The 25972-nt window shown below is 69.2% G+C and carries 25 protein-coding genes; 17 read left to right on the top strand and 8 right to left on the bottom strand.

Annotated elements, in window-relative coordinates; translation table 11 throughout:
• Positions 1 to 954 (bottom strand): NAD(P)/FAD-dependent oxidoreductase (locus KUTG_RS18615; RefSeq protein WP_043718487.1); only part of this gene is annotated, 954 nt, incomplete at its 3' end.
• Between the two features lie 18 nt (positions 955 to 972).
• On the opposite strand from KUTG_RS18615, the gene KUTG_RS18610 reads away from it, so the two are divergent.
• Positions 973 to 2448, top strand: a complete 1476-nt coding sequence (locus KUTG_RS18610) for an FGGY-family carbohydrate kinase (protein WP_043718485.1) — start codon at positions 973 to 975, stop codon at positions 2446 to 2448.
• Between the two features lie 73 nt (positions 2449 to 2521).
• On the opposite strand, the gene KUTG_RS18605 is transcribed toward KUTG_RS18610, so the two are convergent.
• From KUTG_RS18605 to KUTG_RS18595, 3 genes are read right to left on the bottom strand one after another with little or no spacing between them, the layout of a single operon-like run.
• Positions 2522 to 3958 carry a benzaldehyde dehydrogenase gene (locus KUTG_RS18605; protein ID WP_043718483.1) on the bottom strand — a complete coding sequence of 479 codons (1437 nt, stop codon included), beginning with the start codon at positions 3956 to 3958 and terminating at the stop codon, positions 2522 to 2524.
• The gene (locus KUTG_RS18600; RefSeq protein WP_043718481.1) at positions 3958 to 4389 is read right to left on the bottom strand and encodes a hypothetical protein; all 432 of its coding nucleotides are present in this window, start codon (positions 4387 to 4389) and stop codon (positions 3958 to 3960) included. Before KUTG_RS18600 ends, KUTG_RS18605 begins: the two co-directional genes overlap by 1 nt.
• Complete coding sequence (locus tag KUTG_RS18595; protein ID WP_043718478.1) at positions 4386 to 5987, bottom strand: GMC family oxidoreductase; 1602 nt, start codon at positions 5985 to 5987, stop codon at positions 4386 to 4388. Before KUTG_RS18595 ends, KUTG_RS18600 begins: the two co-directional genes overlap by 4 nt.
• 323 nt (positions 5988 to 6310) lie before the next feature.
• Between KUTG_RS18595 and KUTG_RS18590 the strand changes: the two genes are divergently transcribed.
• Entirely contained in the window at positions 6311 to 7801 is a 1491-nt protein-coding gene (locus tag KUTG_RS18590) for a glycoside hydrolase family 28 protein (protein WP_232240847.1), read from the top strand.
• Positions 7802 to 7964: 163 nt separating this feature from the next.
• Here KUTG_RS18590 and KUTG_RS18585 read toward each other — a convergent pair whose 3' ends face one another.
• Positions 7965 to 8405, bottom strand: a complete 441-nt coding sequence (locus tag KUTG_RS18585; RefSeq protein WP_043718475.1) for a nitroreductase family deazaflavin-dependent oxidoreductase — start codon at positions 8403 to 8405, stop codon at positions 7965 to 7967.
• Positions 8406 to 8521: 116 nt separating this feature from the next.
• Here KUTG_RS18585 and KUTG_RS18580 point away from each other — a divergent pair, with 116 nt between their 5' ends.
• From KUTG_RS18580 to KUTG_RS18530, 11 genes are all read left to right on the top strand, one after another.
• Positions 8522 to 9223 (top strand): TetR/AcrR family transcriptional regulator, encoded by a 702-nt coding sequence (locus tag KUTG_RS18580; protein ID WP_043718473.1) that lies wholly within the window; start codon positions 8522 to 8524, stop codon positions 9221 to 9223.
• The gene (locus tag KUTG_RS18575; protein ID WP_043718471.1) at positions 9220 to 9612 is read left to right on the top strand and encodes a TIGR03668 family PPOX class F420-dependent oxidoreductase; all 393 of its coding nucleotides are present in this window, start codon (positions 9220 to 9222) and stop codon (positions 9610 to 9612) included. The genes KUTG_RS18580 and KUTG_RS18575 overlap by 4 nt, the downstream gene beginning before the upstream one ends.
• Positions 9613 to 9987: 375 nt before the next feature.
• Entirely contained in the window at positions 9988 to 10575 is a 588-nt protein-coding gene (locus KUTG_RS18570; protein ID WP_157494622.1) for a helix-turn-helix transcriptional regulator, read from the top strand.
• Between the two features lie 297 nt (positions 10576 to 10872).
• Positions 10873 to 12099, top strand: a complete 1227-nt coding sequence (locus KUTG_RS18565) for a class I SAM-dependent methyltransferase (RefSeq protein WP_043718468.1) — start codon at positions 10873 to 10875, stop codon at positions 12097 to 12099.
• Positions 12096 to 12872, top strand: a complete 777-nt coding sequence (locus tag KUTG_RS18560; RefSeq protein WP_043718467.1) for a sugar phosphate nucleotidyltransferase — start codon at positions 12096 to 12098, stop codon at positions 12870 to 12872. The genes KUTG_RS18565 and KUTG_RS18560 overlap by 4 nt, the downstream gene beginning before the upstream one ends.
• The gene (locus tag KUTG_RS18555) at positions 12869 to 13519 is read left to right on the top strand and encodes a PIG-L deacetylase family protein (RefSeq protein ID WP_043718465.1); all 651 of its coding nucleotides are present in this window, start codon (positions 12869 to 12871) and stop codon (positions 13517 to 13519) included. Before KUTG_RS18560 ends, KUTG_RS18555 begins: the two co-directional genes overlap by 4 nt.
• Positions 13520 to 13524: 5 nt before the next feature.
• A complete protein-coding gene (locus tag KUTG_RS18550) occupies positions 13525 to 14550 on the top strand; it encodes an NAD-dependent epimerase/dehydratase family protein (RefSeq protein ID WP_043729812.1) in 1026 nt (341 codons plus the stop codon).
• Entirely contained in the window at positions 14547 to 15800 is a 1254-nt protein-coding gene (locus tag KUTG_RS18545) for a DUF4910 domain-containing protein (RefSeq protein WP_043718463.1), read from the top strand. Before KUTG_RS18550 ends, KUTG_RS18545 begins: the two co-directional genes overlap by 4 nt.
• A gap of 7 nt (positions 15801 to 15807) precedes the next feature.
• Positions 15808 to 16806 (top strand): hypothetical protein, encoded by a 999-nt coding sequence (locus KUTG_RS18540; protein WP_052394888.1) that lies wholly within the window; start codon positions 15808 to 15810, stop codon positions 16804 to 16806.
• On the top strand, positions 16793 to 18328 hold the full coding sequence (locus tag KUTG_RS18535) for an oligosaccharide flippase family protein (RefSeq protein ID WP_084579464.1): 1536 nt from the start codon (positions 16793 to 16795) through the stop codon (positions 18326 to 18328). Before KUTG_RS18540 ends, KUTG_RS18535 begins: the two co-directional genes overlap by 14 nt.
• A 13-nt stretch (positions 18329 to 18341) precedes the next feature.
• On the top strand, positions 18342 to 19220 hold the full coding sequence (locus KUTG_RS18530; RefSeq protein WP_043729807.1) for a glycosyltransferase family 2 protein: 879 nt from the start codon (positions 18342 to 18344) through the stop codon (positions 19218 to 19220).
• A 302-nt stretch (positions 19221 to 19522) separates the two neighbouring features.
• On the opposite strand, the gene KUTG_RS18525 is transcribed toward KUTG_RS18530, so the two are convergent.
• Entirely contained in the window at positions 19523 to 20665 is a 1143-nt protein-coding gene (locus tag KUTG_RS18525; protein ID WP_043718461.1) for an acyltransferase family protein, read from the bottom strand.
• 159 nt (positions 20666 to 20824) lie between these two features.
• Here KUTG_RS18525 and KUTG_RS18520 point away from each other — a divergent pair, with 159 nt between their 5' ends.
• From KUTG_RS18520 to KUTG_RS18510, 3 genes are read left to right on the top strand one after another with little or no spacing between them, the layout of a single operon-like run.
• Positions 20825 to 21631, top strand: coding sequence for a hypothetical protein (locus tag KUTG_RS18520; RefSeq protein ID WP_043718459.1), 807 nt, complete (start codon positions 20825 to 20827; stop codon positions 21629 to 21631).
• 6 nt (positions 21632 to 21637) lie between these two features.
• On the top strand, positions 21638 to 22339 hold the full coding sequence (locus tag KUTG_RS18515; RefSeq protein WP_043718457.1) for a YveK family protein: 702 nt from the start codon (positions 21638 to 21640) through the stop codon (positions 22337 to 22339).
• Between the two features lies 1 nt (position 22340).
• A complete protein-coding gene (locus KUTG_RS18510; RefSeq protein WP_052394887.1) occupies positions 22341 to 23747 on the top strand; it encodes an O-antigen ligase family protein in 1407 nt (468 codons plus the stop codon).
• A gap of 572 nt (positions 23748 to 24319) precedes the next feature.
• Here KUTG_RS18510 and KUTG_RS18505 read toward each other — a convergent pair.
• Positions 24320 to 25018, bottom strand: coding sequence for a right-handed parallel beta-helix repeat-containing protein (locus KUTG_RS18505; RefSeq protein WP_157494621.1), 699 nt, complete (start codon positions 25016 to 25018; stop codon positions 24320 to 24322).
• Between the two features lie 97 nt (positions 25019 to 25115).
• On the opposite strand from KUTG_RS18505, the gene KUTG_RS58625 reads away from it, so the two are divergent.
• Positions 25116 to 25382 carry a hypothetical protein gene (locus KUTG_RS58625; protein ID WP_157494620.1) on the top strand — a complete coding sequence of 89 codons (267 nt, stop codon included), beginning with the start codon at positions 25116 to 25118 and terminating at the stop codon, positions 25380 to 25382.
• Here KUTG_RS58625 and KUTG_RS18500 read toward each other — a convergent pair.
• The gene (locus tag KUTG_RS18500) at positions 25315 to 25863 is read right to left on the bottom strand and encodes a dTDP-4-dehydrorhamnose 3,5-epimerase family protein (RefSeq protein WP_043729803.1); all 549 of its coding nucleotides are present in this window, start codon (positions 25861 to 25863) and stop codon (positions 25315 to 25317) included. The two genes, KUTG_RS58625 and KUTG_RS18500, sit on opposite strands and share 68 nt — an antisense overlap.
• Positions 25864 to 25972 lie beyond the last annotated feature (109 nt).

The raw sequence follows: 25972 nt of genomic DNA, 5'->3' as shown, positions 1-25972 counted from the left end.
GAAGTACGGGACCGGTGCGAACTCCTGGTCCGCGCCGAGCAGGTTGCGGGCCGCCGCCATGCCCTGCTCCGTGGCGTTCATGCGGTGCTCCAGGCGCATCCGTCCGTACCGCGGGTGCTCCCAGTTGGCCACGTCGCCCGCTGCGTAGACGCCGGGCGCGGCCTGGCAGCGGCTGTCGCAGACCACGCCGTTGTCGATGGTCAGGCCCGAACCCTTGAGCCAGTCGGTGACCGGGGTCGCGCCGATCGCCACCAGCACGCAGCCGGCGTCGAGCACGCTGCCGTCGGTCAGCTTCACTGCGGTGACATGGCCGTTCGTGCTGTGGAACTCGGCGACGCCGGTGTCCATCAGCACCCTCGTGCCGTTGTCGCGGTGCAGCTCCTCCAGCAGCTTGCCGACCGTCTCGCCCAGCTGGCGGGCCATCGGCACCGGCAGCGGGTCGACCAGCGTGACGTCCAGGCCCAGCGCGCGGGCGGTGGCGGCGACCTCCGCGCCGAGGAAGCCGGCGCCGATCACCACCGTCTTGGGCTGCTGGAGCAGCTCGGCCCGCAGCGCGCCGGCGTGGTCCAGCGTGCGCAGGACGTGCACGCCTTCGAGGTCGTGGCCGAAGGGCAGCCGGCGTGGGGCGACGCCGGTCGCGATGACCAGACCGTCGTAGCCGACGCGGCTGTCGTCGGCCAGCACGACCTCGCGGGCGTCCAGGTCCAGGCCGGCGGCCGGCGTGCCCAGGCGGAACTCGGCGTTCAGGCCCGCGATGTGCTCGTCCTTGCGCAGCTGCGTCTTCTCCGGCTCCCACTGGCCGGCCAGCACCTGCTTGGACAGCGGCGGGCGGTCGTATGGCCCGTGCGCCTCGTCGCCGATCAGCGTCAGGCGGCCCTGGTAGCCCTCGCGGCGCAGCGTCTCGGCCGCGGTCAGGCCGGCCGCCGACGCGCCGACGATCGCGATGTGATCCATGTCGACGAGGATAGGTGGATGTATGTAGGGATCGACATCGGAACGTCGGGTTCCAAGGGAGTTCTGCTCGCCGCGGACGGCGCCGTCCGACACCGGGTCGCCCGTCCGCACGCCGTGTCGACGCCCGCGCCCGGCCGGTTCGAGCACGACGCGGAGGACGTCTGGTGGCGCGACTTCGTCGAGATCGCGCGGGAGTTGGTCCAGGCGGCCGGCGGTGAACGACTGAACGGTCTTGCCGTTTCCGGTATCGGGCCGTGCCTGCTGCCCTGCGCCGAGGACGGAACGCCGCTGCGGCCGGCGATCCTCTACGGCGTCGACACTCGGGCAACCGTGGAAATCTCGGAACTGACGGACCTGTTCGGCGGTGACGAGATTCTGCGGCGGGGTGGTTCGCCGCTGACAAGTCAGGCCGTGGGGCCCAAGCTGCGGTGGCTGGCCGTGAACGAGCCTCACGTCTGGGCGCGGACCCGGATGCTGCTGATGGCCTCGTCGTTCCTGGTGCACCGGCTGACCGGTCGGTACGTGTTGGACCACCACTCGGCCAGCCAGTGCTCGCCGCTGTACGACCTTGGGCGGCGGGAGTGGGCCCTCGACTGGGCATCCGTCGTCGCGCCCGGGCTGCCGCTGCCGTCCCTGGTGTGGCCGACCGAGGTCGTCGGCCAGGTGAGCAAGGCGGCATCTCGTGCGACCGGCCTGCCCGAGGGGCTGCCCGTCACGGCCGGCACCATCGACGCCTGGGCCGAAGCCGTCAGCGTCGGCGTGCGGGAGCCCGGCGAGACCATGGTCATGTACGGCACCACCATGTTCCTGGTGCAGGTCGTTGATCAGCCACGGCCGCATCCGGGCCTGTGGACCACTTCCGGCGTGTTTCCCGGCACCAGCACCCTGGCCGCCGGCATGGTCACCTCCGGCGCCGTGACCGACTGGCTGCGGGGTCTGGTCGGCGGCTCGTTCGCCGATCTTGTTGCCAGGGCTTCCGATGTGCCCGCCGGCAGCCGTGGATTGCTTGTGCTGCCCTACTTCGCCGGCGAGCGCACCCCGCTGTTCGACCCCTCCGCCCGGGGCATGATCGCCGGGTTGACTCTCTCCCACGGCGCTCCCGAACTGTACCGTGCGGTTCTGGAGGGCATTGCCTACGGCGTCCGCCACAACCTGGAGGCCATGACCGCCGCCGGCGGCGCGGCCCGGCGGTTGGTGGCGGTCGGCGGCGGCACCCAGGGCGGCCTGTGGACCCAGATCGTCTCCGACGTCACCGGCCTGCCCCAGCAACTCACCCGGGAGACCATCGGCGCCAGCCTCGGCAACGCGATGCTCGCCGCCTCCGCCGACGGCATCGACGTCTCTGACTGGAATCCGGTGGTGCAGACCGTCCAGCCGGCTTCCGGTGGTGTGTACGACGACTTCTACGCCCACTACCGCTCGCTGTACCCGGCGACCTCGGACACGGCGCATTTCCTTGCCGAGCAACAACACCGGGCGGCCCGCGAGCCGTAGCCCGATGCAGGTAAGGCGTCCTTCCCTGCACTGAACGCAGGGAAGGACGCCTTACCTGCATCCGCAGGTGGGGTCAGAAGGGGTAGGTGGGTGGGGTGTCGCGGACAGTTACCCACTGCCACTGGGTGAACTCCTCCCAGTTGGCCTGGCCGCCGTAACGGCCGCCGTTGCCGGAGGCGCCGACGCCGCCGAAGGGGACGGCGGGGTCGTCGTTGACGGTGGTGTCGTTGACGTGCACCATGCCGGCGCGGAGGCGTTCGGCGAGTTTCCAGCCGCGGAAGGGCTCGGCGGTGATGACCGAGGCGGTGAGGCCGTAGGCGGTGGAGTTGGCCAGCGCGACGGCCTCCTCCTCGGAGTCGAAGACGGTGACGGGGGCGACCGGGCCGAAGATCTCGTCGGTGAAGGCGGGCATGTCCGGGGTGACGTCGGCCAGCACCGTGGGGGCGTAGAACAGGTTCTCGTGGGTGCCGCCGGTGCGGATGGAGGCGCCGACGTCGGCGGAGGCCCGCACGATGCGGTCGACTCCGGCCAGCTGGGCCGCGTTGATGATGGGCCCGATCTGGGTGTCGGCCTCGGTCGGGTCGCCGACCTTGAGCGCGGCGGCGCGGGCGACGAGGCGGTCGAGGTAGGCGTCGGCGATCTTGCGGTGCACGAGGTGACGGCCGGTGGTGAGGCAGATCTGGCCCTGGTGCAGGAAAGAACCCCAGGCGCCGAGCGAACTGGCCTGGTCGGGATCGGCGTCGGCGAGCACGATGATCGCGTTGTTGCCGCCGAGCTCCAACGACACCTTCTTGACGTGTTCGGCGGCGGTGGCGGCGACGATCTTGCCGGCCCGAGTGGAGCCGGTGAAGGAGATCATCGGCACGCGGGGGTCGGCGACCAGGGCGTGACCGGCGTCGGCCTTGCCGGGCAACACTTCCAGCACGCCGGGCGGCAGGCCGGCCTCCTCGAACAGGCGGGCGATCAGCGCGCCGCCGTACACCGCGGTCTGGTGATCGGGCTTGAGCAGCACGGAATTGCCGAGCGCCAGCGCCGGGGCGACGGCGCGCAAGGCCAGCACCAGCGGGAAGTTCCACGGCGTGATCACGCCGACGGCGCCGAACGGAATGCGGCGGCCGTAGCTCATTCGGCCGGCGGCGGGCAGCAGTTGGCCGTACGGCTGGGTGGCCAGGCCGGCGGCGGCGAGCAGCTCGCCGCGGCCGGAGTGCACCTCGTGCGAGGTCTTGCCGGCGATGGCGCCGCACTCCCGAATGCCCCAGCGGACGAACTCGTCCTCATGGTCGTGGATGAGCTGGGCCGCGCGGAGCAACACCTCGGCCCGTTCGGACGGCGCCGTGTCGGCCCACTTCGGTTGCGCCACAACGCTTCGCGTCACGGCCTCGGCCACGTCCGACGGGCCGGCCAGCCGGGTGCTGCCCAGCACGGCGCCGGTCGCGGGCTCGACGATGTCGATCAATTCCCCGGTCAGCTCGCCGAACACGGGCTTGTCGGACGCGAACAGGTCGGCCATCACTGCCTCCGTGACAGGGAGTCGGGGTCTCGGTGCACCGGTCCACGATCCACCACCCGGTCAAGCAGCCCCTCGGCCAGGTAGGCGGGATAGTCCTCGGGCCGCACGGGAACCGGCTGCTGCCCGGTGTAGTTCAGCAGCCGCTTGACCAGGGTGCTGGTGTAGTAGCCGCCGGAGACGATCTCCAGCACGGCCTGGTGGGCGCGCGGATCGAGGTCGGCCAGCAACCGCAGCGCCGGCACCGGCTCGTACTGGCCGGCCAGCGCCCACGCCCGGTTCAGCGCGCGGGCCAGGTCGGGACGCACCGCCAGCACCAGGTCGAGTTGGCTGTCCGCGACGCCGACCGCCGACGCCGCCGGCATGCCGTCACCCGCCGGGATCAGCTCGTCGGCAATCGCGCCGAGCCAGCTCCGGAGGTTGTCCTCGGTCATCGGGGAGTCCTTTGCTCGCGCCGGTTTTCGATGAGGTGCTCGGTGTTGCGCAGGGCGAGCGAGACGATGGTGCTCGTCGGGTTCACGGCGCCGGAGGTGACGAACGCGCTGCCGTCGGCGATGTACAGGTTGGGCACGTCGTGGGCGCGGCCCCAGCCGTCGACGACCGAGGTCGCGGGGTCGTCGCCCATCCGCGCTGTGCCCAGGAGATGCCAGCCGGAGAAGCGCATCAGCGACTCCACGGCCGTGCGGTGCGCGCCGGCCTCGGCGAACGACCGCTGCGCCTGCTCGATGTTGAAGTCCAGCAGCCGCCGGGAGTTCTCGCCGACGCGGTAGGTGACCTTGGGCGCGGGAATGCCGGAGCAGTCGGTCAGGCTGCTGTCGATCTCCACCCGGTTGTCCTCGTCGGGCAGGTCCTCGCCGAAGATGCACCAGCTCAGCGAGTGCCCGAGGTGAGCTCGCACGTGAGCGTGGTGCTCCTTGCCCCACACGGAGTTTCCGGCCCGCGAGGGCAGCGCGGCGTTCAGCGGGCCGCCGGTCGGGGCCAGGCTCCACTTCGCGCCGCGCACGAAGTCGCGGGCGGTGTCGGTCTCGTAGAACTCGTAGCTGACGATCTTCGCGCCGACATGGCCGCCCGCGTCCACGGGCTCGTCGAAGTAGCCGGTGACGTTGGCGAAGGGGTGCACCATCAGGCGTTTCCCGACCAGGCCGCTGGAATTGGCCAGGCCGTGGGGAAAGCGGGGCGACGCGGAGTTGAGCAGGATGCGCGCGGTGCCGACGGAGTTGGCCGCCAGCACCACGACATCGGCCTTGACGACGTGCCAGTTTCCTTCGGGGTCAACGTATTCCGCGCCGATGGCCAGGCCTTGGGCGTCGGTGAGGATGCGGGACACGCGGGCGCCGGTGATCAGCCGTGCGCCGGCCTTGATCGCGTTCGGCCAGTGCGTGACGTCGGTCGACGCCTTGGCCCCTTCCGGGCAGCCCTGCATGCAGGAACCGTAGTGGGCGCAGGCGTTTCGGCCCTGGTACGGGCGTGACAGCACGGCGTTGGGCGCGGGCCACCAGTGCCACTTGAGGCGGTCGTGCGCGCGGGCCATGCGCAGGGCTCCGTCGCCGATCGGCAGCGGTGGCAACGGAAACTCGGCCCCCGCCGGCACCGAGGTGTCGCCGGCCAGGCCCGAGACGCCGAAGGCGCGGTCGGTGCGTTCGTAGAAAGGCTGGAGGTCGCGGTAGGTCAGCGGCCAGTCGTCGCCGACGCCGTCCAGCGCCCGGGTGCGGAAGTCCGAGGGGAGCAGGCGGGGCCAGTCCGCCGCGTAGAGCACCATGCTGCCGCCGACCCCGTTGTACATCAGCGTCGCGATGTCCGAGTCGGTCTCGTTGACCGGGTAGTCCTCGGGCTTGCCGCGCAGCGTCGGATTGCCGCCCCAGCCGCCGCGGGCCTCCAGCTCGTAGGTCGGGCGCAGGGCGGGGAATTCCGTCCGATCCGGCCAGTGACCTTGCTCCAGACAGACCACGTCGAAGCCGGCTTCGGCCAGCGCGCCGGTGACCACGCCGCCGGACGCCCCGGCCCCGACTACGAGCACATCCGCGTGTTCCACGGTCCTCCCCGCATGGGAAAGCGCTTTCCCCGCAACCTATCCCGCCGCCGCGTGGACGGCAAGACGCCCCCCCGAGGCTAGCGCCGAACCCCCTTCCCGAACGCGCAGCAATCAACCCCCCGCGAGTCACGCTCTCCGGCACACCGAAATACAGTTTTGGGCAGAAGTGAGCCCGGAGTCTCGGTTCTGCCCGAAACCGACATTCACCCTGCCTGAGGGCGTGACTCGCGGGGGTGGTCTTGACGGGGTGTGTCGGGCGCTCCTAGTCTGGCCGAGCCGCCGCGCTGTAAACGTTTACATTTCCTCGTCCCTGGGAGGACAGCGTGCGCTACGCAGCGTTGCGGAGGTCGGCCCTGATCCCGATCGTCGCGGTGGCCGGCATCGTCGTGTTCTGTGCCGGAGGCGCCGCGGCGGCCACGGTCCAGCCGCACGCGACCACCTACAACGTCAAGGACTACGGCGCGAAGGCCGACGGCAAGACCAACAACGCGCCGGCCATCGACAAGGCCGTCGCCGCGGCCAACAAGGCCGGCGGCGGCACGGTGGAGTTCCCGTCCGGCAGCTACCTGTCGGCCGGCACCGTGCACCTCAAGAGCAACGTCACCATCCAGCTCGACGCCGGCTCCACGATCACCGGCTCCGCGTCCGGCTACGACAAGCCCGAGTCCAACCCGAACGACAAGTACCAGGACTACGGGCACAGCCACTTCCACAACGCCATGTTCTACGGCGACGCCGTGGACAGCGTGAGCTTCACCGGCTCGGGCACCATCGACGGCGGCGGCCACCTGATCACCGGCAACCCGAAGTCGGGCCAGGCCGACAAGATCATTTCGCTCACCCGCTGCACCAACCTGACGCTCTCGGGCATCACCCTCAAGCGCGGCGGGCACTTCGCGGCGCTGATCAACGGGTGCGACCACGTCGTGTCCGACCACCTGACGATCTCCACCGCCGGCGACCGCGACGGCTGGAACATCATCAGCACCACCAACGTGACGATCACCAACATCAACGACGCCGCCAACGACGACGCGCTGGTGTTCAAGAGCGACTGGGCGCTGGGCAAGACCCTGCCCAACGGCCACGTCACCGTCACGAATGCCACCCTCTCGGCCGGCTGCTGCAACGCGCTGATGTTCGGCTCCGAGACGTGCGGCGACTTCACCGACTACCAGTTCTCGCACATCAAGATCACCGGCGCCGGCAAGTCGGGGCTGGGCCTGGTGTCCATGGACGGCGCGCACATCAGCAACGTGCACTACGACGACATCACCATGTCCAACACGCAGTCGCCGATCATGCAGAAGATCGGCACGCGCAAGCGGTGCGGCGGCAGTCCCGGCATCGGCAGCATCAGCGACATCCACTACAGCAACATCACCGGCACCAAGGCCGGCAAGTACAGCCCCACTCTGTGGGGCGAGTCCGGGCACGCGATCAGCAACATCACCTTCGACAACGTGCACCTGGACCTGCCCGGCGGCAGCGGCTCCGTGTCGAGCGGGGTGCCGAGCAACAGCGGCACCGACTACAACCCCAACAGCATCGGCACCCGGCCCGCCTACGGCTTCTACCTGCACAACGTCTCCGGCGTCACCTTCACCAACAGCGGCTTCACGTTCGACAAGTCCGACTCCCGGCCGGCGATCATCGCCAACGCCGCCAGCGGGCTGACCCTGGACAACGTGACCGCCCAGGCCGGCAAGGCCAGCTACGACCTCGGCCTGCAGCAGGTGAACGGCTACTGCCTGTCCGGCGGCACGAAGCTGCGCGTGAGCAACTCCGGCTCGACCGAAAAGTGCGCCAGCTGATCCATTTATTGCCGGCAAGGCGGTGTCGCGCGCATTCGGCGCAAGCGGCACCGCCTTGCCGGCTGTTCATGGCCGAAAAACGTCTGGTGTCTGACGGTGCCGATACGTGCGTGAAGATGAACACAAGGCGAACTGAAGGTGAATCGCGGGAGATGAGGGCCGGTCAGAGTCGGAAGACCGGGTAGCCGGGGGCGATGGCCAGCAGCTCCTCGTCGGTGGCGGTGTGGTCGATGCCGTCGAAGAACACGCCGACCTCGAACTTCCAGCGCTTGAGGTACGCCCGCAGGATGGCCGGCTTGTCGGCGTCGGCCACCTCGGTGGGGGTGAAGGCCTCGGTGCGACGCCCGAGTCGCAGCTCGCCGGAGCCGGCGGCGCGCAGGTTGCGGACCCACTGGGTGTGACCGCGCGGGGCGACGAGATAGCGAACACCGTCGACGGTCAGCAGATTGACGGGATTGGTCCGCCATTCCCCGGAAGTCCGGCCACGGACGGCCAGAACGCGGCTGCCCCACACGCTGACGCCGAGCCGGGTGAGGCCGGCGACCAGCTCGTTGAAGACATTGGTGGCCCGCTTGGGCTGGATGTAACGGGTGGCGCTGGTCATCTGGCGTCTCCGATTCGAGAGCGGTGCTCTGTGATGAGAACAGTGAACACGGATCGGAGCTCTCAGTCAAGAGCAGTGCTCCAGAAACCGACCAGCGCTCTGGTAGGGTGCGGAGCGTGAATGCGGGGAAGACGGCGCGTGATCGCGCCCGGGCCGAGCTGACGGCGGAGATCAAGGACGAGGCCCGCCGGCAGCTGGCCTCGTCGGGGGCGGACGGCCTGTCGCTGCGGGCGGTGGCCCGCGCGCTGGGCATGGTGAGCTCGGCGATCTACCGCTATTACCCGAGCCGTGAAGAACTGCTGACGGCGTTGATCGTCGACGCGTATCGGGCGCTCGGGGCCGCCGCCACGGCCGCTGACCAGCGCCTTCCCGACAAGGACCTGCGTGGGCGATGGCAGGCGGTCTGCCATTCCGTGCGGGATTGGGCCCGGGCCAACCGGCATGAATACGCGCTGATCTACGGCTCGCCGGTGCCCGGCTACCAGGCGCCGGAGGTCACGATCGTCGAGGCGCAGAAGGTGCCGCTGATCATGGTCCGGGTGCTCAGGGCGGCCTGGGCGGAGGGCACGCTGCGGCCGACCCGGGACTCGGCGGTCCTCTCGGACGGCCTGGCCGAGCAGTGTCGGACCCTGGCCGAGGCGATCGCCCCGGAACTGCCGCCCGAGGTGCTGGCCCGGGCCATCGTGGCCTGGACGCAGCTGTTCGGCATGATCAGTTTCGAGCTGTTCGGGCAGCTCGTGGGCAGTGTGGACCCCTCGGACGAGTTCTTCACGTACGCCGTCGACGTGCTGGCGGACCTGGTCGGCATGCCGTCATGAGCCTGGAGCGGTTCGCCCAGGCTCGGGTCGCGCGCCTGGCCACGGCCGGCGCGGACGGTCGACCGCACCTGGTGCCGGTGACCTTCGCGGTCCACGACGACCTGGTGGTGATCGCCGTCGACCACAAGCCGAAAACGACGACCAACCTCAGGCGGCTGCGCAACATCAGGGAAAACGACCAGGTCAGCATGCTTGTCGATCACTACGACGAGGACTGGGGCCAACTCTGGTGGGTGCGCGTGGACGGCACGGCCACGGTCATCGACGGCCCGGAAATGGCCGAGCCCGTCGAGTGGCTGATGGCGAAGTACGAGCAGTACCGGGAGCGCCCGCCGACCGGTCCGGTCATCAGGATCCGGGTGTTCACGGTTGTAAACTGGCGCGGCTAGTGCGCATTCCCGCTATTTTGTGACACGCGCCACTATCGGCGAAGATATGTCCCGAGGTACCCGCCGAACGGCGGAAAACGGGCGTGTCGCGCATTGTGAAACGTGTTGCGCACCCGTCGAACGGTGTTCGACAGACGCGGCCGCAGGGCCGCCACCAGCGGCCTTGCCCCGGCGAAGATCATCAATGATGTCCGGGAATGCGTGCAGAAGTGGCACTGGGCCAGCTGTTTCGGTCGAACTGCGGCCAACCGGCCTGGATCGGGCTCCAGCCGTCTCGACGCGTCTATAGACGTCGCTGTGAACAACTTCTGGAGACGGGGGGAGTTACCTCTTTCATACCGTGAAGCAAGTCGGTCGGGAGGACTCATGGCGCGGGTGAGGGTGTTCGTTCAAGCGGGGGATCCGATCTCCGCGGTCGGTCTGGCCAGTTACATCAGGGCGCAGCCCGGCATGCTGGTCGTGCCCAGCCGATTGCCGGCGGACGCCGATGTGGCGCTCACGGTCACCGACCGGGTCAACGCCGATTTCATCGGCGCGCTGACCAAGGCGGCGCAGGCCGCGCCGCTGCCGACGGTGGTGGCCACCGACAACGTCGACCCCGAGCAGGCGCCGTCGCTGCACCGGTGTCGCGTCGTCGCGCTGCTGCCGCGCTCCGCGGCCACCAGCAGCCGGCTGGCCGGCGCGGTGCTGGAGGCCGCCGGCGGCGGTGCGGTGCCGAGTCTGGCCGAGCAGGCCGAGAACCTGCGCCGCGAGATCGCCGGCCCGGACGGGGCCATGCTGGCCCCGCGCGAGCTGACGGTGTTGCAGCTGATGGCGGACGGGCACGACACGCCCGAGATCGCCGACATCATGGCCTGCTCCGACCGCATGGTGAAGAGCATCATCCTGAGCGCGACCAAGCGCTTCAACGTGCACAACCGGGTGCACGCCGTGGCCTGTGCGCTGCGGGCCGGCCTCATCTGAGGCTCCGACAGAACAAGAGCACTGCTCGACTGACGCCGCGGACGTTGCGCGCGGTCTCCACTCGGTTCCGCCACGCCGAGTGGGGTCCCCGCGTGACGTCCGTTTCGCGTATCCGGCGCGGCGCCCGCTCGTTGGTTCAGGCGAAGGTGTCGAAGGGCTACGCCGAACGGGCTAGTGGTTGGCGTGGCGGGATGTTCCCCACTCCCGCGCCCCGGTAACACCGGGTGCGCAAGCAGCGAATCAGGGTACGGCGACGCCGTCGGCGTCGCGCTCGAATTCTCGCGGGGAGCGTGGCGGATGTCGGTCTGTCGGCTGTGTGGCTCGACGAACCTGGAGGGTGTGGTCGATCTCGGCGCCACCCCGCCGTGCGAACGGTTCCTCACCGAGGCACAGCTGGACGAGCCGGAGGTCACCTACCCGCTGCACCTGCGGGTGTGCACGCAGTGCTGGCTGGCCCAGATCCCGCCGCTGATCACTCCTGAGGACACCTTCACCGAGTACGCGTACTTCTCGTCCTTCTCGACGTCCTGGGTGCAGCACGCGCGGCGCTTCGTGGACGGCGCGGTGGAGCGGCTGGGCCTGGACGCCGACTCGTTCGTGGTCGAGGTGGCCAGCAACGACGGCTACCTGCTCCAGCACGTGGTGTCCCGCTGGATCCGGTGTCTCGGCGTGGAACCCTCGGTGAACGTCGGCCAGGCGGCCCGGGACAAGGGCGTGCCGACGCTGACCGCGTTCCTCACGCCGGAGACCGGGGCCCAGGTCCGCGCCGAGCACGGGCCGGCGAACCTGGTGGTGGCCAACAACGTCTACGCGCACATACCCGACGTCATCGGCTTCACCAAGGGGCTGCGCAACCTGGTGGCCGACGACGGCTGGGTGTCCATCGAGGTGCAGCACCTGCTGACGCTCATGGAGCTCAACCAGTACGACACCATCTACCACGAGCACTTCCAGTACTACACCGTGGCCTCCGCGCAGCGGGCGCTGGCCAGCGGCGGACTGTCCGTTGTGGACGTCGAGCTGGTGTCGACGCACGGCGGCTCCATCCGGCTGTGGGCCCGCCCGACCGAGGTCGCCGGCGAGCCGAGCACCCGCGTGCACGACGTGCTGGCCCGGGAGAAGGCGGCCGGTCTGCACGAACTGTCCGGCTACACCGAGTTCGCCGCCCGGGTGGCCAAGGTGCGCCGGGACCTGTTGGCGTTCCTGACCAAGGCCGCCGCCGAGGGCAAGACCGTCGTCGGCTACGGCGCGCCCGGCAAGGGCAACACGCTGCTCAACCACTGCGGCATCCGGCCGGACCTGCTGGCGTACACGGTGGACCGCAACCCGTACAAGCACGGCCGGTTCACGCCCGGCACCCGGATCCCGATCCTGCCGCCCGAGCGGATCGCCGAGGACCGCCCGGACTACGTGCTGGTGCTGCCGTGGAACCTGCGCGACGAGCTGGTCGAGCAGCTGGCCTACGTCCGCGAATGGGGCGGCAGCCTGGTCTTCCCCATCCCCGAACTCGAGGTGAAGTCGTGAAGGTCGTCCTGTTCTGCGGCGGACACGGGATGCGGATGCGCACCGGGACCTCCGCGGACGTGCCCAAGCCGATGCAGCTGGTCGGGCCCAGACCCCTGATCTGGCACGTGATGCGCTACTACGCCCACTTCGGGCACACCGAGTTCATCCTGTGCCTGGGCTACGGCGCGCACCACATCAAGGACTTCTTCCTCAACTACGAGGAGACCACCTCCAACGACTTCGTGCTGTCCGGCGGCAAGGTGGAGCTGCTGTCCACGGACATCTCGGAGTGGAAGATCACGTTCGTGCAGACCGGCATCTCCTCGCCGATCGGCGAGCGGCTGCGCCGGGTGCGCGAGCACCTGGACGGCGACGAGATGTTCCTGGCCAACTACGCCGACGTGCTGACCGACGCGCCGCTGCCGGAGATCGTCAGCCGGTTCGAGCGGTCCGAGGCCGGCGCGTCGATGATGGTCGTGCCGCCGCCCGGCAGCTTCCACTGCGTCGAGCTCGGCGAGTCCGGCATGGTCTCGGGCATCACCCCGGTCAGCGACATGCCGCTGTGGTCCAACGGCGGCTATTTCGTGCTGCGCCAGGAGGTTTTCGACCACATCCCGGAGGGCGGCGACCTCGTCGCCGACGGGTGCGGCGAGCTGGCCAAGCGCGGCCGGCTGATGGCCTACCCGCACCGCGGGTACTGGAAGCCGACCGACACCGTCAAGGAACGGGTGGCGTTGGACGAGGCCTACTCGCGCGGCGAGCGGCCCTGGGCCTTGTGGGAAAGGGAATGATCGCACTCTCGACCGGACGCCCGCGCCGGATCGCCGTGCTCGCCGCCCACTGCGACGACATCGCGATCGGCGCGGGCGGCAGTCTGCTCACGTTGTGCGGCGGCAATCCCGGCGTGCGGGTGGACGCGCTCGTGCTGACCGGCGGCGGAACCGCGCGTGAGGACGAGGAGCACGCGGCCCTGGCGGCGTTCTGCCCGGGCGCGGATCTCCGTGTCACGGTGGGGAAGCTGCCCGACGGCCGGCTGCCGGCGCACTGGGAGGAGGCGAAGGCGGCGGTCGAGGAGCTGCGCTCGCGCACCGACCCGGAGCTGATCTTCGCGCCGAACACCCTTGACGCGCATCAGGATCACCGCGGGCTGGCCGAGCTGGTGCCGCAGGTGTTCCGCGACCACCTGGCGCTGGGGTACGAGATCGTCAAGTGGGACGGGGATCTCGGGCGGCCGTCGGTGTACCAGCCGCTGGCCGACGAGGTCGCCGAGGAGAAGGTGCGGCTGCTGCACGCGCACTACCCGTCGCAGCGGAGGCGTCCCTGGTACGACCGCGAGGCGTTTCTCGGCCTGGCGCGGATCCGGGGCATCGAGTGCAAGTCCCGCTACGCGGAAGCGTTCCACGTCAACAAGCTCACTCTCGACCTTGCTGGAGGATGACCCTGATGCGCGTGCTGCTGACCGGACACCAGGGCTACCTGGGCACCGTGATGGCCCCGGTGCTGGCCGAGGCCGGGCACGAGGTGATCGGCCTCGACTCCGGCCTGTTCGCGGACTGCGTGCTCGGCCCGACACCGGCCGATCCCGCCGGCATCGCGGTCGACCTTCGTGACGTGACGGCCGAACATCTGTCCACTGTGGATGCCGTGGTGCACCTGGCGGCGCTGTCCAACGACCCGCTGGGCTCGCTGGCCCCGCAGCTGACCTACGACATCAACCACCACGCCTCGGTGCACCTGGCCCGACTGGCCAAGGACGCCGGCGTCAAGCGCTACCTCTACGCCTCGACGTGCTCGGTCTACGGCGCGTCCGGCGGCGGTGGCCTGGTCGACGAGGACGCCCCGCTGCGTCCGGTGACGCCGTACGCGGAGTCCAAGGTGCGGGTCGAGGACGACGTGGCCGAGCTGGCCGACGACGACTTCACCCCGGTGTACATGCGCAACGCCACGGCTTTCGGCTTCTCGCCGCGGCTGCGGGCCGACATCGTGCTGAACAACCTGGTCGGGCACGCGCACCTGACCGGTCAGGTCAAGGTGCTGTCCGACGGCACGCCGTGGCGGCCCCTGGTGCACGCCAAGGACATCGCGGCGGCGTTCGCCTGCGCGCTGGTGGCGCCCAAGGAGGCCATCCACAACCGGGCGTTCAACGTCGGCACCGAGCTGAACAACCTGACCGTGGCCGAGATCGCGGGCGAGGTGATCGAGGCGGTGCCCGGCTCCAAGCTGGTGATCACCGGTGAGGCCGGCGCCGACCCGCGGTCCTACCGGGTGGACTTCGCCCGGATCCGGGCCGCCATGCCGGACTTCCACGCCGCGTGGTCGGTCAAGGACGGCGCCGTCGAGCTGTACGAGGCGTACCAGAAGTTCGGGCTCACCGACGAGGACTTCAAGCAGCGCTTCACCCGTCTGGCCCGGCTGTCCGACCGGTCGGCCAAGGGCACCCTCGGCGACGACATGCGGCCGGTGCGATGAAGGACCTGGTCGACCGGCTGTACCCGGTGTGCCGCAGCATCACCGGGAACGGCCTGCGGCGGACCCTGGAGATCATCGGCGGGGAGATCCCGCTGGTGGTCTCCGAGGTGCCGACCGGAACCCAGGTGCTGGACTGGAACGTGCCGCGGGAGTGGAACATCCGGGACGCCTGGGTGAAGGATCCCAGTGGCCGCAAGGTGATCGACTTCGCCGAGCACAACCTGCACATCGTCGGCTACAGCACGCCGCTGCGCGCCACGATGCCGTTGGCGCAGCTGCGCGAGCACCTGCACACGCTGCCCGAGCAGCCGACGCTGATCCCCTACCGCACCAGCTACTACAACGAGACGTGGGGCTTCTGTCTGCGTCACGACGTGCTGGAGTCGTTGCCGGACGGCGACTACGAGGTGTGCATCGACTCCGCTTTGGACGACGGCCACCTCAGCTACGGCGAGCACGTGGTGCCGGGCGAGCTGACCGACGAGATCATCGTGTCCTGCCACATCTGCCACCCGTCGCTGGCCAACGACAACATGGCCGGCGTGGCGGTGGCGGTCGAACTGGCCAAGCGCCTGGCGGTTTCCAAGCCCCGGTTTACATACCGGTTCATCTTCGCCCCCGGCACGATCGGCGCGATCACCTGGCTGGCCCGCAACTTCGAGCGGGTGGACCGGGTACGTGGCGGTGTCACGCTGGCGTGCGCCGGCGACCGGGGATCGTTGACGTACAAGCGAAGCCGGCGCGGCGACTCCCCCGTGGACCGGGCCGTCGAGCACGTGCTGCGCGAGTCGGGCCGCGAGCACAAGGTGATCGACTTCTCGCCCTACGGCTACGACGAGCGGCAGTACTGCTCGCCCGGCTTCAATCTCGGCGTCGGCAGCCTCACCAGGACGCCGTACGCCGGCTACCCCGAATACCACACGTCCGGCGACAATCCCGACTTCGTCACCGAGGAGTCGATGGCCGACACGCTGGAGACGCTGTGGGCGGCGGTGGCCGTGCTGGAGCGCGACCGCCGTTACGTGAACCTCAGCCCTTACGGCGAGCCACAGCTCGGCCGGCGCGGCCTGTACGAGTCGCTCGGCGGGCGCAGTGACACGAAACAGGCCCAGATGGCGATGTTGTGGGTGCTCAACCTGTCCGACGGCGAGCACAGCCTGCTGGACATCGCCCACCGTGCCGGACTGCCGTTCGCCACGGTCGCGGACGCCGCCGACGCCCTGCGGGGCGCCGGCCTGGTGAAGGAGTGAAACGAAGATGACCCAGTCCGTGACCACCGCCCCCACGCTGGGCTTACGCGTCGGCGACCTGGTCGAGGTGCTCAGCGTCGAGGAGATCCTGGCCACCCTGGACAGCAAGGGCGAGCTCGACAACCTGCCGTTCATGCCGGAGATGGTCCGGTTCTGCGGGCAGCGCATGACCGTGCACAAGGTGGCGCACAAGCTGTGCGACACCATCAGCCGCAGCGGCATCCGCAAGATGGAGAACTCCGTCCACCTGGCCGGGGCCCGCTGCGACGGCTCGTCGCACGGCGGCTGCCAGACCGCGTGCTCCATGTACTGGAAGGAAGCCTGGCTCAAGCGCGTCGAGCCCGGCAGCCCCCTGCCCGTCGAGGCTTCGCGGCCGACCGGGCGTATCGACCTGCCGCTGCTGGTGGAGAACACCCACAAGGCCCCGGGTCCCGACGGCGGCGAGCGCTTCTCCTGCCAGGCCACCGAGTTGCTCCGCGCCGCGCCGACCTGCCTGCCCTTCCGCGACCTCGGGCAGTACGTCACCGACGTGAAGACCGGCAACGTCACCGTGTGGGCGTCGGTCAAGGCGTTCGGCGTGTCGCTGTTCAACCGCGTGCAGGACGTCAGCCGGCAGAAGCTGCCGCAGAAGCTGTGGTTCAAGGAGGGCCTGCGCTGGGGCTTCATCAAGGGGCAGCCCGGCAAGAAGACGCCGACCGCGCACCTGGACCTGCAGCCCGGCGAGCTGGTGCGGGTCAGGAGCAAGGAAGCGATCCTGGCCACGCTCAACGAGGACATGCTCAACCGGGGCATGGGCTTCGAGATCGAGATGGCCCGCTACTGCGGTCAGACCGCCCGGGTGCAGGCCCGCGTCGACAAGTGCATCGACGAGAAGACCGGCGAGCTGCTGACGATGAAGAGCCCGTGCATCATCCTGGAGGACATCGTCTGCGCCGGGGTCTACAACTCGAGCTGCCCGCGCGAGTTCGTGCCGTTCTGGCGGGAGATCTGGCTTGAGCGAGTCTGAGTCAGGGCAGGGCCGGGACGCGAGCGAGGATCCGGTCGCGGTCGGGACAGCGGTCGCGGCCGATGCCGAGGCGGAATCGACCGCGGCGCAGGTCGGCACGATCGGCCGCAAGGCCGGTCGGGGCCTGCGTTGGAGCCTGGTCGGCAACCTGGGCACCAAGCTCGGATCCTTCACCATCGGTCTGATCCTGGCCCGGCTGCTCGTGCCGGCCGACTTCGGCGTGTTCGCGGTGGCCGCCGCGGCCACGGCCTTTGTCATGCACGTCAACGACATCGGCGTGATCGCCGCCGGCGTGCAGTGGCGCGGCAGGCTGGAGGACATGGCGCCGACCGGCACCTCGATCGCCATCGCGTTCAGCAGCCTGGTGTACGCGGCGTTCTTCTTCGGCGCGCCGGCCTTCGCCACCCTGGCCGGCACGCCGGACGCCGCTCCGGTGGTGCGGCTGCTCACGCTCGTGATCATCGTGGACGGCATCACCTCCTGTCGTAGCGCTGCTCTGATGCGGCGGTTCGAGCAGGACCGGCTGACCAAGGCGACGATGATCGGCATGGCGGCCAACTTCGTGGTCGCGGTGCCGCTGGCCTTCGGCGGGGCCGGCGCCTACAGCTTCGCCGGCGGCCAGGTGGCGGGTTCCGTCGTCACCGGGATCCTGGTGTGGCGCATGGGCGCGCTGCCGCTGCGGCTGTCCTTCGACCGCGAGATCGCCCGGAAGCTGCTCAAGTTCGGCATCCCGTTGGCGGCCAGCCTCGGCGTGGAATCGGTGCTGCTCAACGCCGACTACGTGATCGTCGGCAACGTGCTGGGCGCGGCCGCCCTCGGCTACTACCTGTTGGCGTTCAACGTCTCCAACTGGGTTCCGGGATTGGTCGGCACGGCCGTCCGTTATGTGTCGATCCCGAGCTTCTCCCGGCTGGCCGAGCAGGAACCCGAGGCCTTGGCCACGGGTGTGCGGCGATCCGTGCCGGTGTTGATCTCGGCGATCCTGCCGGTGGCCGTGTTGATGGCGATCCTGGCCCCGTACATGGTGGTGTTCCTGTACAGCGACAAATGGGCGGCGTCGGCCGATGTGCTGCGCTTCCTGACCGTGCTGATGGTCGTGCGGATGTTGACGTCGCTGGCGTTCGACATCCTGACGTCGCTGGGCGCGACCCGGGCGACCGTGTGGCTCAACGCCGGCTGGGCCATCGCCCTGATCCCGGCGCTGTGGTTCGGCACCCACCTCGACGGCATCCGCGGCGCGGCGATTTCGCACGGCATCGTGGCCGTTGTAGTGGCCCTGCCGCTGGCCGTCATCGCTTTGCATCGGGCCGGCGTGCCGCTGCTTCCCGTGCTGCCGGCCCTGGTCCGTCCGGCCGTCGGCGCCGTGCTGTGCGCCGTCGCGACGCTGATCACCCTGCGGCTGGTCGACAGCGGCGTGTTCGTGAACCTGTTCGTGCCCGGCGTGATCGGGATGCTGGTGTTCGTGCTGGCGGTCGTGCCCGTCGAGCAGTTCCGGCAGCTGCGGGCGCGGCTCGCCCGCTGAGTGAGGAGTGGTCATGCCGCTGGTGTCCGTGGGCCTGCCGGTCTACAACGGGGTGGAGCGGATCGAGGCCGTCGTGCGCTCGGTCCTCGGCCAGGACCACGCCGACCTGGAGCTGGTGATCAGCGACAACGCGTCCACCGACGGCACCGAGGACCTGTGCCGCTCGCTGGCCGCCGAGGACTCGCGGATCGTCTACCACCGCAACCCGGTGAACGTGGGGCTGCTCAACAACTTCGTCGGCGCCCTGCGGTTGGGCCGCGGCGAGTTCTTCCGCTGGGTCGGCGACGACGACTGGCTGGCCCCGAACTGCGTGTCCCGCGGTCTCGACGTCTTCGCCGCTGACCCGGGGCTCATGCTCGTCACCAGCCAGGTCGACTACACCGCACCCGACGGCGTCACCTCCACCATGCCGTACGACGGCACTGCTTTCCGGTCCGATGACCCCGTCATCCGGCTGACCGAGATGCTGCGGCTGCTCAACGAGAGCCACCTGATCATCGATCCTCTGTACGGCATGGTGCGCCGGGAGCCCGTGGCGCGCATCGAGCGGCGGAACATGTTGCGTGAGGACGAGGTGTACGCCACCAAGCTCGCGCTGGCCGGGCGCTGGGGCCACGTGCCCGAGGTTCTGGCCAAGCGCAACTGGAAGCACGAATCGCCCTCGATCCTCGCCCGCCGCCTCGACGTGCCGAAGTGGCAGGCGCACTTCGCGACCACCCTCCAGTGCCGGGAGATGGCCCGCTGGGTCCAGGCTTCACCGGACCTGTCCGAGGACCAGCGCCGCCGGGCGTTGTTGGAGATCGGCAAGATGTACGCCCGCCGCCAGCAGATCGTGGTCGAACGCCGGGCCCGCAAGCTGGTCCGCTTCGCCCGGGACCTCGTCCCGCGCTAACCCTCCACCGTAGCCCGCCCCCTCGCCCCCTTCCCAGCCCTTGCGCTCGGAAGGGGGTTTTCCTGCACTCGGAGTGGAGGAAAGCCGCGTTGATCATGGGCGTTGGGACGTGGGCTGGGTTATGCGTGGAAGGGGGCATTCCTCTCGTTGAACGTGAGGAATCGCGCTTCGATCATGGTCCCGATGTCAGGAAGGGCCCCTTACTGACGTTGAATGCCAGGATCGGTCCCTTGATCTTGGGCGTGATGTCAGGAAGGGGTCCTTCCTGACGTTCAACGAGAGGATCGGTCCCTTGATCTTGGTCAGTCGGCGGCTGGGACCGGTTCCGGGGTGGGGGCCCTGCGGGCGGCGACGGCGCCCTTCAGCGCGGCCCAGCTGCGGTGCTTGACGAAGGGGATCTCGAACAGGGCGGCGAAGCCGCGGGCGAAGGCGACGGTCACCGGGACGCAGATCAAGAGCATCACACCGAAGGCGCCGAGGCCGGTGCCGAAGAGGGGGCCGACGACGAAGGTGTAGGCCACCACGACGATGGGCGCGTGGGTGAGGTAGAGGCTGTAGGAGAAGGAGCCCAGGCTGCGCATGGGGGCGGTGTCGAGCAGGCGTACCAAGGGCTTGGGCTGGCGGGTGGCGACGGCGACCAGCAGGAGAGCGACGGCGGGACCGGCGGCGAGGTCGACCCAGAGGAAGTTGCTGGTGGTCCAGACGGGGCCCATGACCACGATGAGGGCGATCACCGGCACGACGGCGGCGAAGGCCCACCACTGCCAGCGGACGCGGTGCCACTTCTCCTGGGCGGAGACGATTCCGGCGGCCACGACACCGGCGGCGAAGAGGGCGGCGAACTGGGGGGTGAACCGCGTCAAAGCATCCACAACGGACACGTGAGGCGCCAGCGCGCCGATGAGCACGACAACTCCTGTTGTCACGCCGAGCATCACGGTGGCGCCGGCCCGGCGCAGGGCCAACAACATGAGCGGGAACACGAAGTACAGCTGCGCCTCGACGGCGATGGACCAGAAGGCGCCGTTGGGGCTGGGGGAACCGAAGACGTCCTGCAACAGGAACCCGTACAGCACAACGGACTTGCCGGTCGGCACGCCCTCGCCGGGCTGGGGCACGAGCGTCCAGGCGATGATCAGGCTGAACACCAGGGCCGGCCAGTACGGCGGCAGGATGCGCCAGGCCCGTCGACGGGCGAACTTGGCCTTGCTGTCCAGGCGCCACCCGTTGCGAGCGGGCGACACGGCCAGCGAGAAACCGGACAGCACGATGAACACGACCACGGCGAAATGCCCGTACAGCAGGAAACCCGTCCAAGCGGGCGCATGGGTCTCGGGAAAGCCGGGGAACGCCATCAGGTAGCTGTGGTGCAGCACCACGAACAGCGCCGCCAGTCCCCGGATGCCGTCCAGCCCGACGAGGCGGATGCGGCCGCTTGAGTCCATGCCCCTCACATCGCGCCCGCGCCCGCCCGCGTAACCGAACCCTCGGAGCAACGTGCACTGGTCCGAACGGCCCAGTCTGTAACAACAATTTGCAGGTCATCGATTGTTCGGATGCCGGCGGTCGCCGTGACCGGCGCTCACGGAACGGGGCAGGGGCCTATGGAATTCTGGAAATCCATGTGGGGTCTGCTACGCCGTCGCTACGTCGGCCCGCCGGTCGTTCTGCTGGCCGTGCTGGCCGCGGCGGTCACCTTCATCCTGGTGCCGACCCACTACGTGTCGCGGGCCTTCATGGTGCTGGCCACCCCGGCCGGCGGCGGCACGCTGTCCCTGGACCCGAGCAAGCCCACCGGCCTGACCAACCCGCTGCTGAACTTCAACGACGGCCTCAAGACCACCACCGGCATCCTGATCCAGGCCATGAACACCCCTCAGGCGCTGGCCGACCTGGGTGCGGGGCCGCACAGCGCCACCTCGATCGTGATCAACGACGGCACCAGCAGCCCGGATCTGCTCAGCAGCAGCCAGAACGGCCCGTTCGTGTACGTGGAGGGCGAGAGCACCTCGCCCGAGGCCGCCAGCGCGGTCGTGAAGAAGGCTCAGGACCAGCTGCGCCAGGAGCTGGTGGCCCGGCAGAAGGCGTTGAACGCGCCGCCGATCACCTATCTGGCCATGGTTGACGTGATCTCGCCGACGGCGCCCGTCACCAAGATGACCCTCAAGCTTCAGCTCACCGGCGTGGCGCTGCTGCTCGTGCTCCTGCTGGGCCTGGGCGGCGCGTACGCCCGTGACCGGATGCGCGAGTCCCGCAAGCTGCGCGCGCCCGACAACGTGGCCGAGCTCACTCGCTCTCCCGGTGAGCTCGACCCACCGACCGTGCGGATCGCCCGGGCCAAGGACAAAGCCGTGCTGACCGTGCGCGGCACGCTGACCGACGGCCCTGACTCTCCACATGAGACGGTGTAGCCGGACATGGACTTCTGGCAGACGATGCTCGTGCTGTTCCGCCGTTGGTACGTCGCCCTGCCGGCGTTCCTCATCGCGGTCGGCGCCGCGGTCGGCATCTACCTGACGGTGCCGGTGACCTACACCTCCACCGCCGTGCTGGTGCTCGACCAGCCCCTGGCCGGCGGCAGCCTGCCCGCGCTGCCCACCGACAAGGGCACCATCACCAACCCGCTGCTCAACTTCGACCAGGGGCTGAACAACACGGCGGCGATCGTCATCCAGGCGCTGAACACGCCGGAGGTGGCCGCCGCGATGGGCGCGTCGCCGACCGGGGACCCCTCGTACAAGGTGACCAACGGCAGCACCAACCAGCAGGAGCAGATCGTCGCCGGCCCGTTCGTGTTCGTCGAGGGCGACAGCCGCAACCCGCAGGCAGCGCAGGACATCGCCAAGCGGTGCGTGGAGCGGGTCAAGCAGGAGCTGGCCGGGCGGCAGAAGGCGTTGAACGCGCCGGAGCAGACGTACATCACGCTCGACGTCGCCGTGCAGCCGACGACACCGGCGGCCCAGCGTGGCAACAAGACCAGGGCGGCGGCGATCGCCGTGCTGATGGGTGTCGTGGCCGCGCTGTGCGCCGCCTACAGCTTCGAGAGCTACTACCAGGCGCGTCGGCGCAAGTCCCCGGCTCATGAGCAGTCGCTCGTGGCCGCGTCGAGCGGCGCCTGACATGTCGACCGACTTCCTGCCGGGCCGCAAGACCCGGACGATGGCCGACGGGGCCACGCTGGTCTGCATCTTCGTCGCGGTGCTGATGCTGATACCCGCGCGGGCGGTGTTCAAGGGAATTCCGCTGTCGCTGACCCCCGGCAACGTGGCCGCGCTGTTCGCCGCCATCTGCTGGGCGTGCGCGCAGCTCACATTGACGCTGGGCATGGCCAAAGGGCGAACCCCGGTTCGCACCGGCATTTTCGTCTACGCGATAGCCGTGTTCTTCTCGTACGGGTACGCCAATTACGGGCCACTGCCGTCCGACGAGGTCAAGCTTTCCGACCACGCGCTGGTGCTGGTGATCGGCAACTGTGCCGTGGCGCTGATGATGAACGACGGTGTGCGGGGCCTCATCCGGCTCGACCGCGTGCTCAAGGCAGCGGTCGTGTGCGGCACCGGCGTCGCGATAGTGGGCTGCTGTCAGTTCATCCTGAAGTTGGACCTCACGCAGTACATGGTGTTGCCCGGCCTACGATTCACCTCCGACGACGGCTTCGTCGAGACGCGCGAGGCGCTGGCCCGGGTGGCCGGCACCACCGGGCATCCCATCGAATTCGGCGTGCTGTGCGCGATGCTGCTGCCGCTGGCCTCGCATTTCGCCTTCCAGGCCAAGGGACGCCGCGAACCCGTGCTGCGATGGTGGATCTGTTGCGGCATCATCGCCGCCGGGCTCATGTTCTCCATCTCGCGATCGGCCGTCCTCGGTGTGTGCGGCGCCGGACTGGTGCTGTTCATCGGCTGGCCGGCCAAGCGACGGTGGTACACCCTGTTGGTGGGGCTCGTCTTCCTCGGCATCATGAAATTGGCCGTGCCGAGCCTGCTCGGGGCGCTGTACAACCTGTTCGCCAACATCGGCAACGACAGCAGCATTTCCCACCGGACCTATGCCTCGGCCGTGGCGGCCAAGCAGATCAGCCTGCATCCGCTGTTCGGACACGGGCCGGGGACCTGGTATGCCGGCAAGCACGAGGTGTTCGACAACCAGTACATCCTGTCCACCGTGGAAACCGGTTTTGTCGGGGTGGCGGCCTTTGCCGGCATCTTCCTGTGCGCGTTCTACTCCGCGCTGCGGGCCCGGTATTTGAGCAAGGACCCCGGGGCACGGGATCTGGCGCTGACCATCTGCGCGAGCCTGGTGGCCCCGCTGATCGGGTCGGCGACGTTCGACCTGACCGCATTCGCCACGGTGACCGGGTTGACGTTCGTGTTGGTGGGGGCCTCGGGCTCGTTGTTGCGGACGGCCAAGCAGTTGGCGCCGCATGAGGACCAGTTCGGGGTGCTGTACTGGATTCGGTACCGCTGGGCCTGGTTGCGGGATGTGCTGGTCCGCCGTCGGCGCCACGAAGCCATGGCCGAGGTCGTGTAGTTGCCCGCGAACCCCCGCGAGTCACGCTCTCCGGCATACCGAAATACGGTTTCGGGCAGAGCAGTGGTGGAGTGGCGAAGGGCACCGGGCGGCTGAGCTTCCAGTGTCGGTAGAGGTCACCAGGTTCGCCGCCGCCGATTAGCGGGGCCGGCTGAGAGAGCGGGTGGGCGAGAGCCTTCAACCCATGCCTGGCAACGGGCGGGTCGGGGCCGCCGGCTTGGAGTGGCGGTCTTGGCTATAGCCTGCTTCTGTTCGCGAGTCCCGCTGTGGGGCAAGCATGTGTTGGGTTCTTGTCTGTCGCAGAGCGGGACTCGCGGGGGTGGTGGGTTCGGGGCCGAACCCCCGCGAGTCACGCTCTCGGGCACCGGGGCGAGTTCCGCCCTCGGGCATTTTTCGGCGTGGTTGCGCTAGGTGGGTGGGCCCGAGGACGGGACTCTCCCGCCCGAGAGCGTGACTCGCGTTGCTGGGGGCGCGCGCAGGCTGGGCTAGCGGGCCTCGCCGTTCTCTCCGGTCCTGGAGGTTCCGCTCGCCTGCCCTTGGCGTCGCATTCCGTCATTGCCGGGCTGGCTTTCTCAGCCGTGGCAGGGGAGGGGGGCCACGGTGCCGGTGACGTTGTAGGCGCTGTCTATGGTGACCAAGGAGTTGTCGGACCACTGGATGGTGCCGCAGTCGGACTCCACGGGGCCGTAGACCCAGGACTTGTCGACCATGCGGTTGCCCCGCACCACCACCGTGCCGCCGGCGCCCTTGACCTGGATCGAGTAGGTGCCGCCGGCCACCAGGTTGTTGGTCACCGACACGGTGTTGGTCAGGTCGGTGAGGAAGATGGGCGCGGTGATGTCCGTGGCGTCGCGCTGGTCGAGGGTGTTGTGGTCGAGCACGAGGTTGTGCCCGCCCTGGTAGCTCTGGATGCCGTCGGAATGGTCTCCGGGATTGGAACAGAGATGCACGTACGAGTCGTGGATCTCGATGTCGTTGCCGGAGTCGCGGAAACCGTCGCCGTGGTTGCGGATGAGCACACCGCGGGCGTAGAAGCTGCCCTCGCCGACGCCGGGCTGGGAATCGCAGCCGGAGGCAGGGCCGACGGTGGAATCGACGATGGTGTACGAGTAGTCGACGTTCTCGTACTCGTCGGTGACGAAGCCGTCGATCTGGCTGTTGCGCACGGTGACGTTGTGCGCGGTGATGAGCAGGTTTCCGGGAATGTGCATGCCGTCGAGCACGGCGCCGTCCTGGCTCACCCGATACGCGTCGCCGGAATTGAGGGTCACGGCGGAAAGCTTGGTGCCACCGGGAACACCGGTGCACGAAGGCGTGGGATAGGCCGGGCAACGACCGCCGCCGGTGCGACCGGGCGGGGGAGCGGCCTTGGAGGTGGTGGAAGGCTTCGAAGTCGTCCTCGACGAGGAAGTGGCGGACGACGAGGTGGTGCTGGAGGCAGCCGTGGTGCTGCTGACGGTGGTGTCGCTGGGGGTGGTGCTCACCGGATCGGCCACGGGTGTCGACCCGGTGCAGGCTGTCAGGACCATCGCCGCCACCCCGATCACGGCGATGGGTAAGGCTTGTCTCATGGTGATCTCTCCAAAGTGGTCAGCAGCTGCGCCCACGACCCGGCGCCGGCATCGCGCGCGCTGACGGCGGTCACCGGGCGCGGCCAGGCGATGGCCAGGTCGGTGTCGTCGTAGCGGACGGCGATGTCCTCGGCGGGGTCGTGCTCGCGGTCGATCCGGTAGCAGACGTCGGCCAGGTCGGTCAGCGCCTGGAAGCCGTGCAGCAGGCCCGGCGGAACATATAGCGTCGCGAAGGTCTCGTCGTCGAGCAGGAACGACTCGATTCGCCCGAACGTGGAGGAGCCGGGCCGGGCGTCGACGAGCACGTCGTGCACGGCGCCGCGGGCGCAGCGCACGAGCTTGGCCTCGCCCCGGCCGCCGCGGCCGTGCATGCCGCGGATGGTGCCCAGGCGCGAGCGGGACTGGCTGTCCTGCAGGAAGTCCCCGACGCCGTGCTTCTCGCCGATGGCCAGGTCGAAGGTCCGGGTGAACAGGCCCCGGTCGTCCCGGTGCGGGGTGGGCACGAACAGCAGCACACCGTCGATGCCGGCTTCTTCCACACGCATCAGCAACCAGGTCCCGTCAACGGGTGCTCAGATCGGGCGACCACTCGACCTCGGCCTTGCGGCGCGCGAGGATCTTGTCGATCACGAGCACGGTGAGGTAGCAGGCGGC

It is taken from the genome of Kutzneria sp. 744 (assembly GCF_000568255.1).
Taxonomy (GTDB): domain Bacteria; phylum Actinomycetota; class Actinomycetes; order Mycobacteriales; family Pseudonocardiaceae; genus Kutzneria.
Note: the sequence above shows the minus strand (reverse complement) of the source record. Positions and strands in the feature narration are given on the sequence as shown.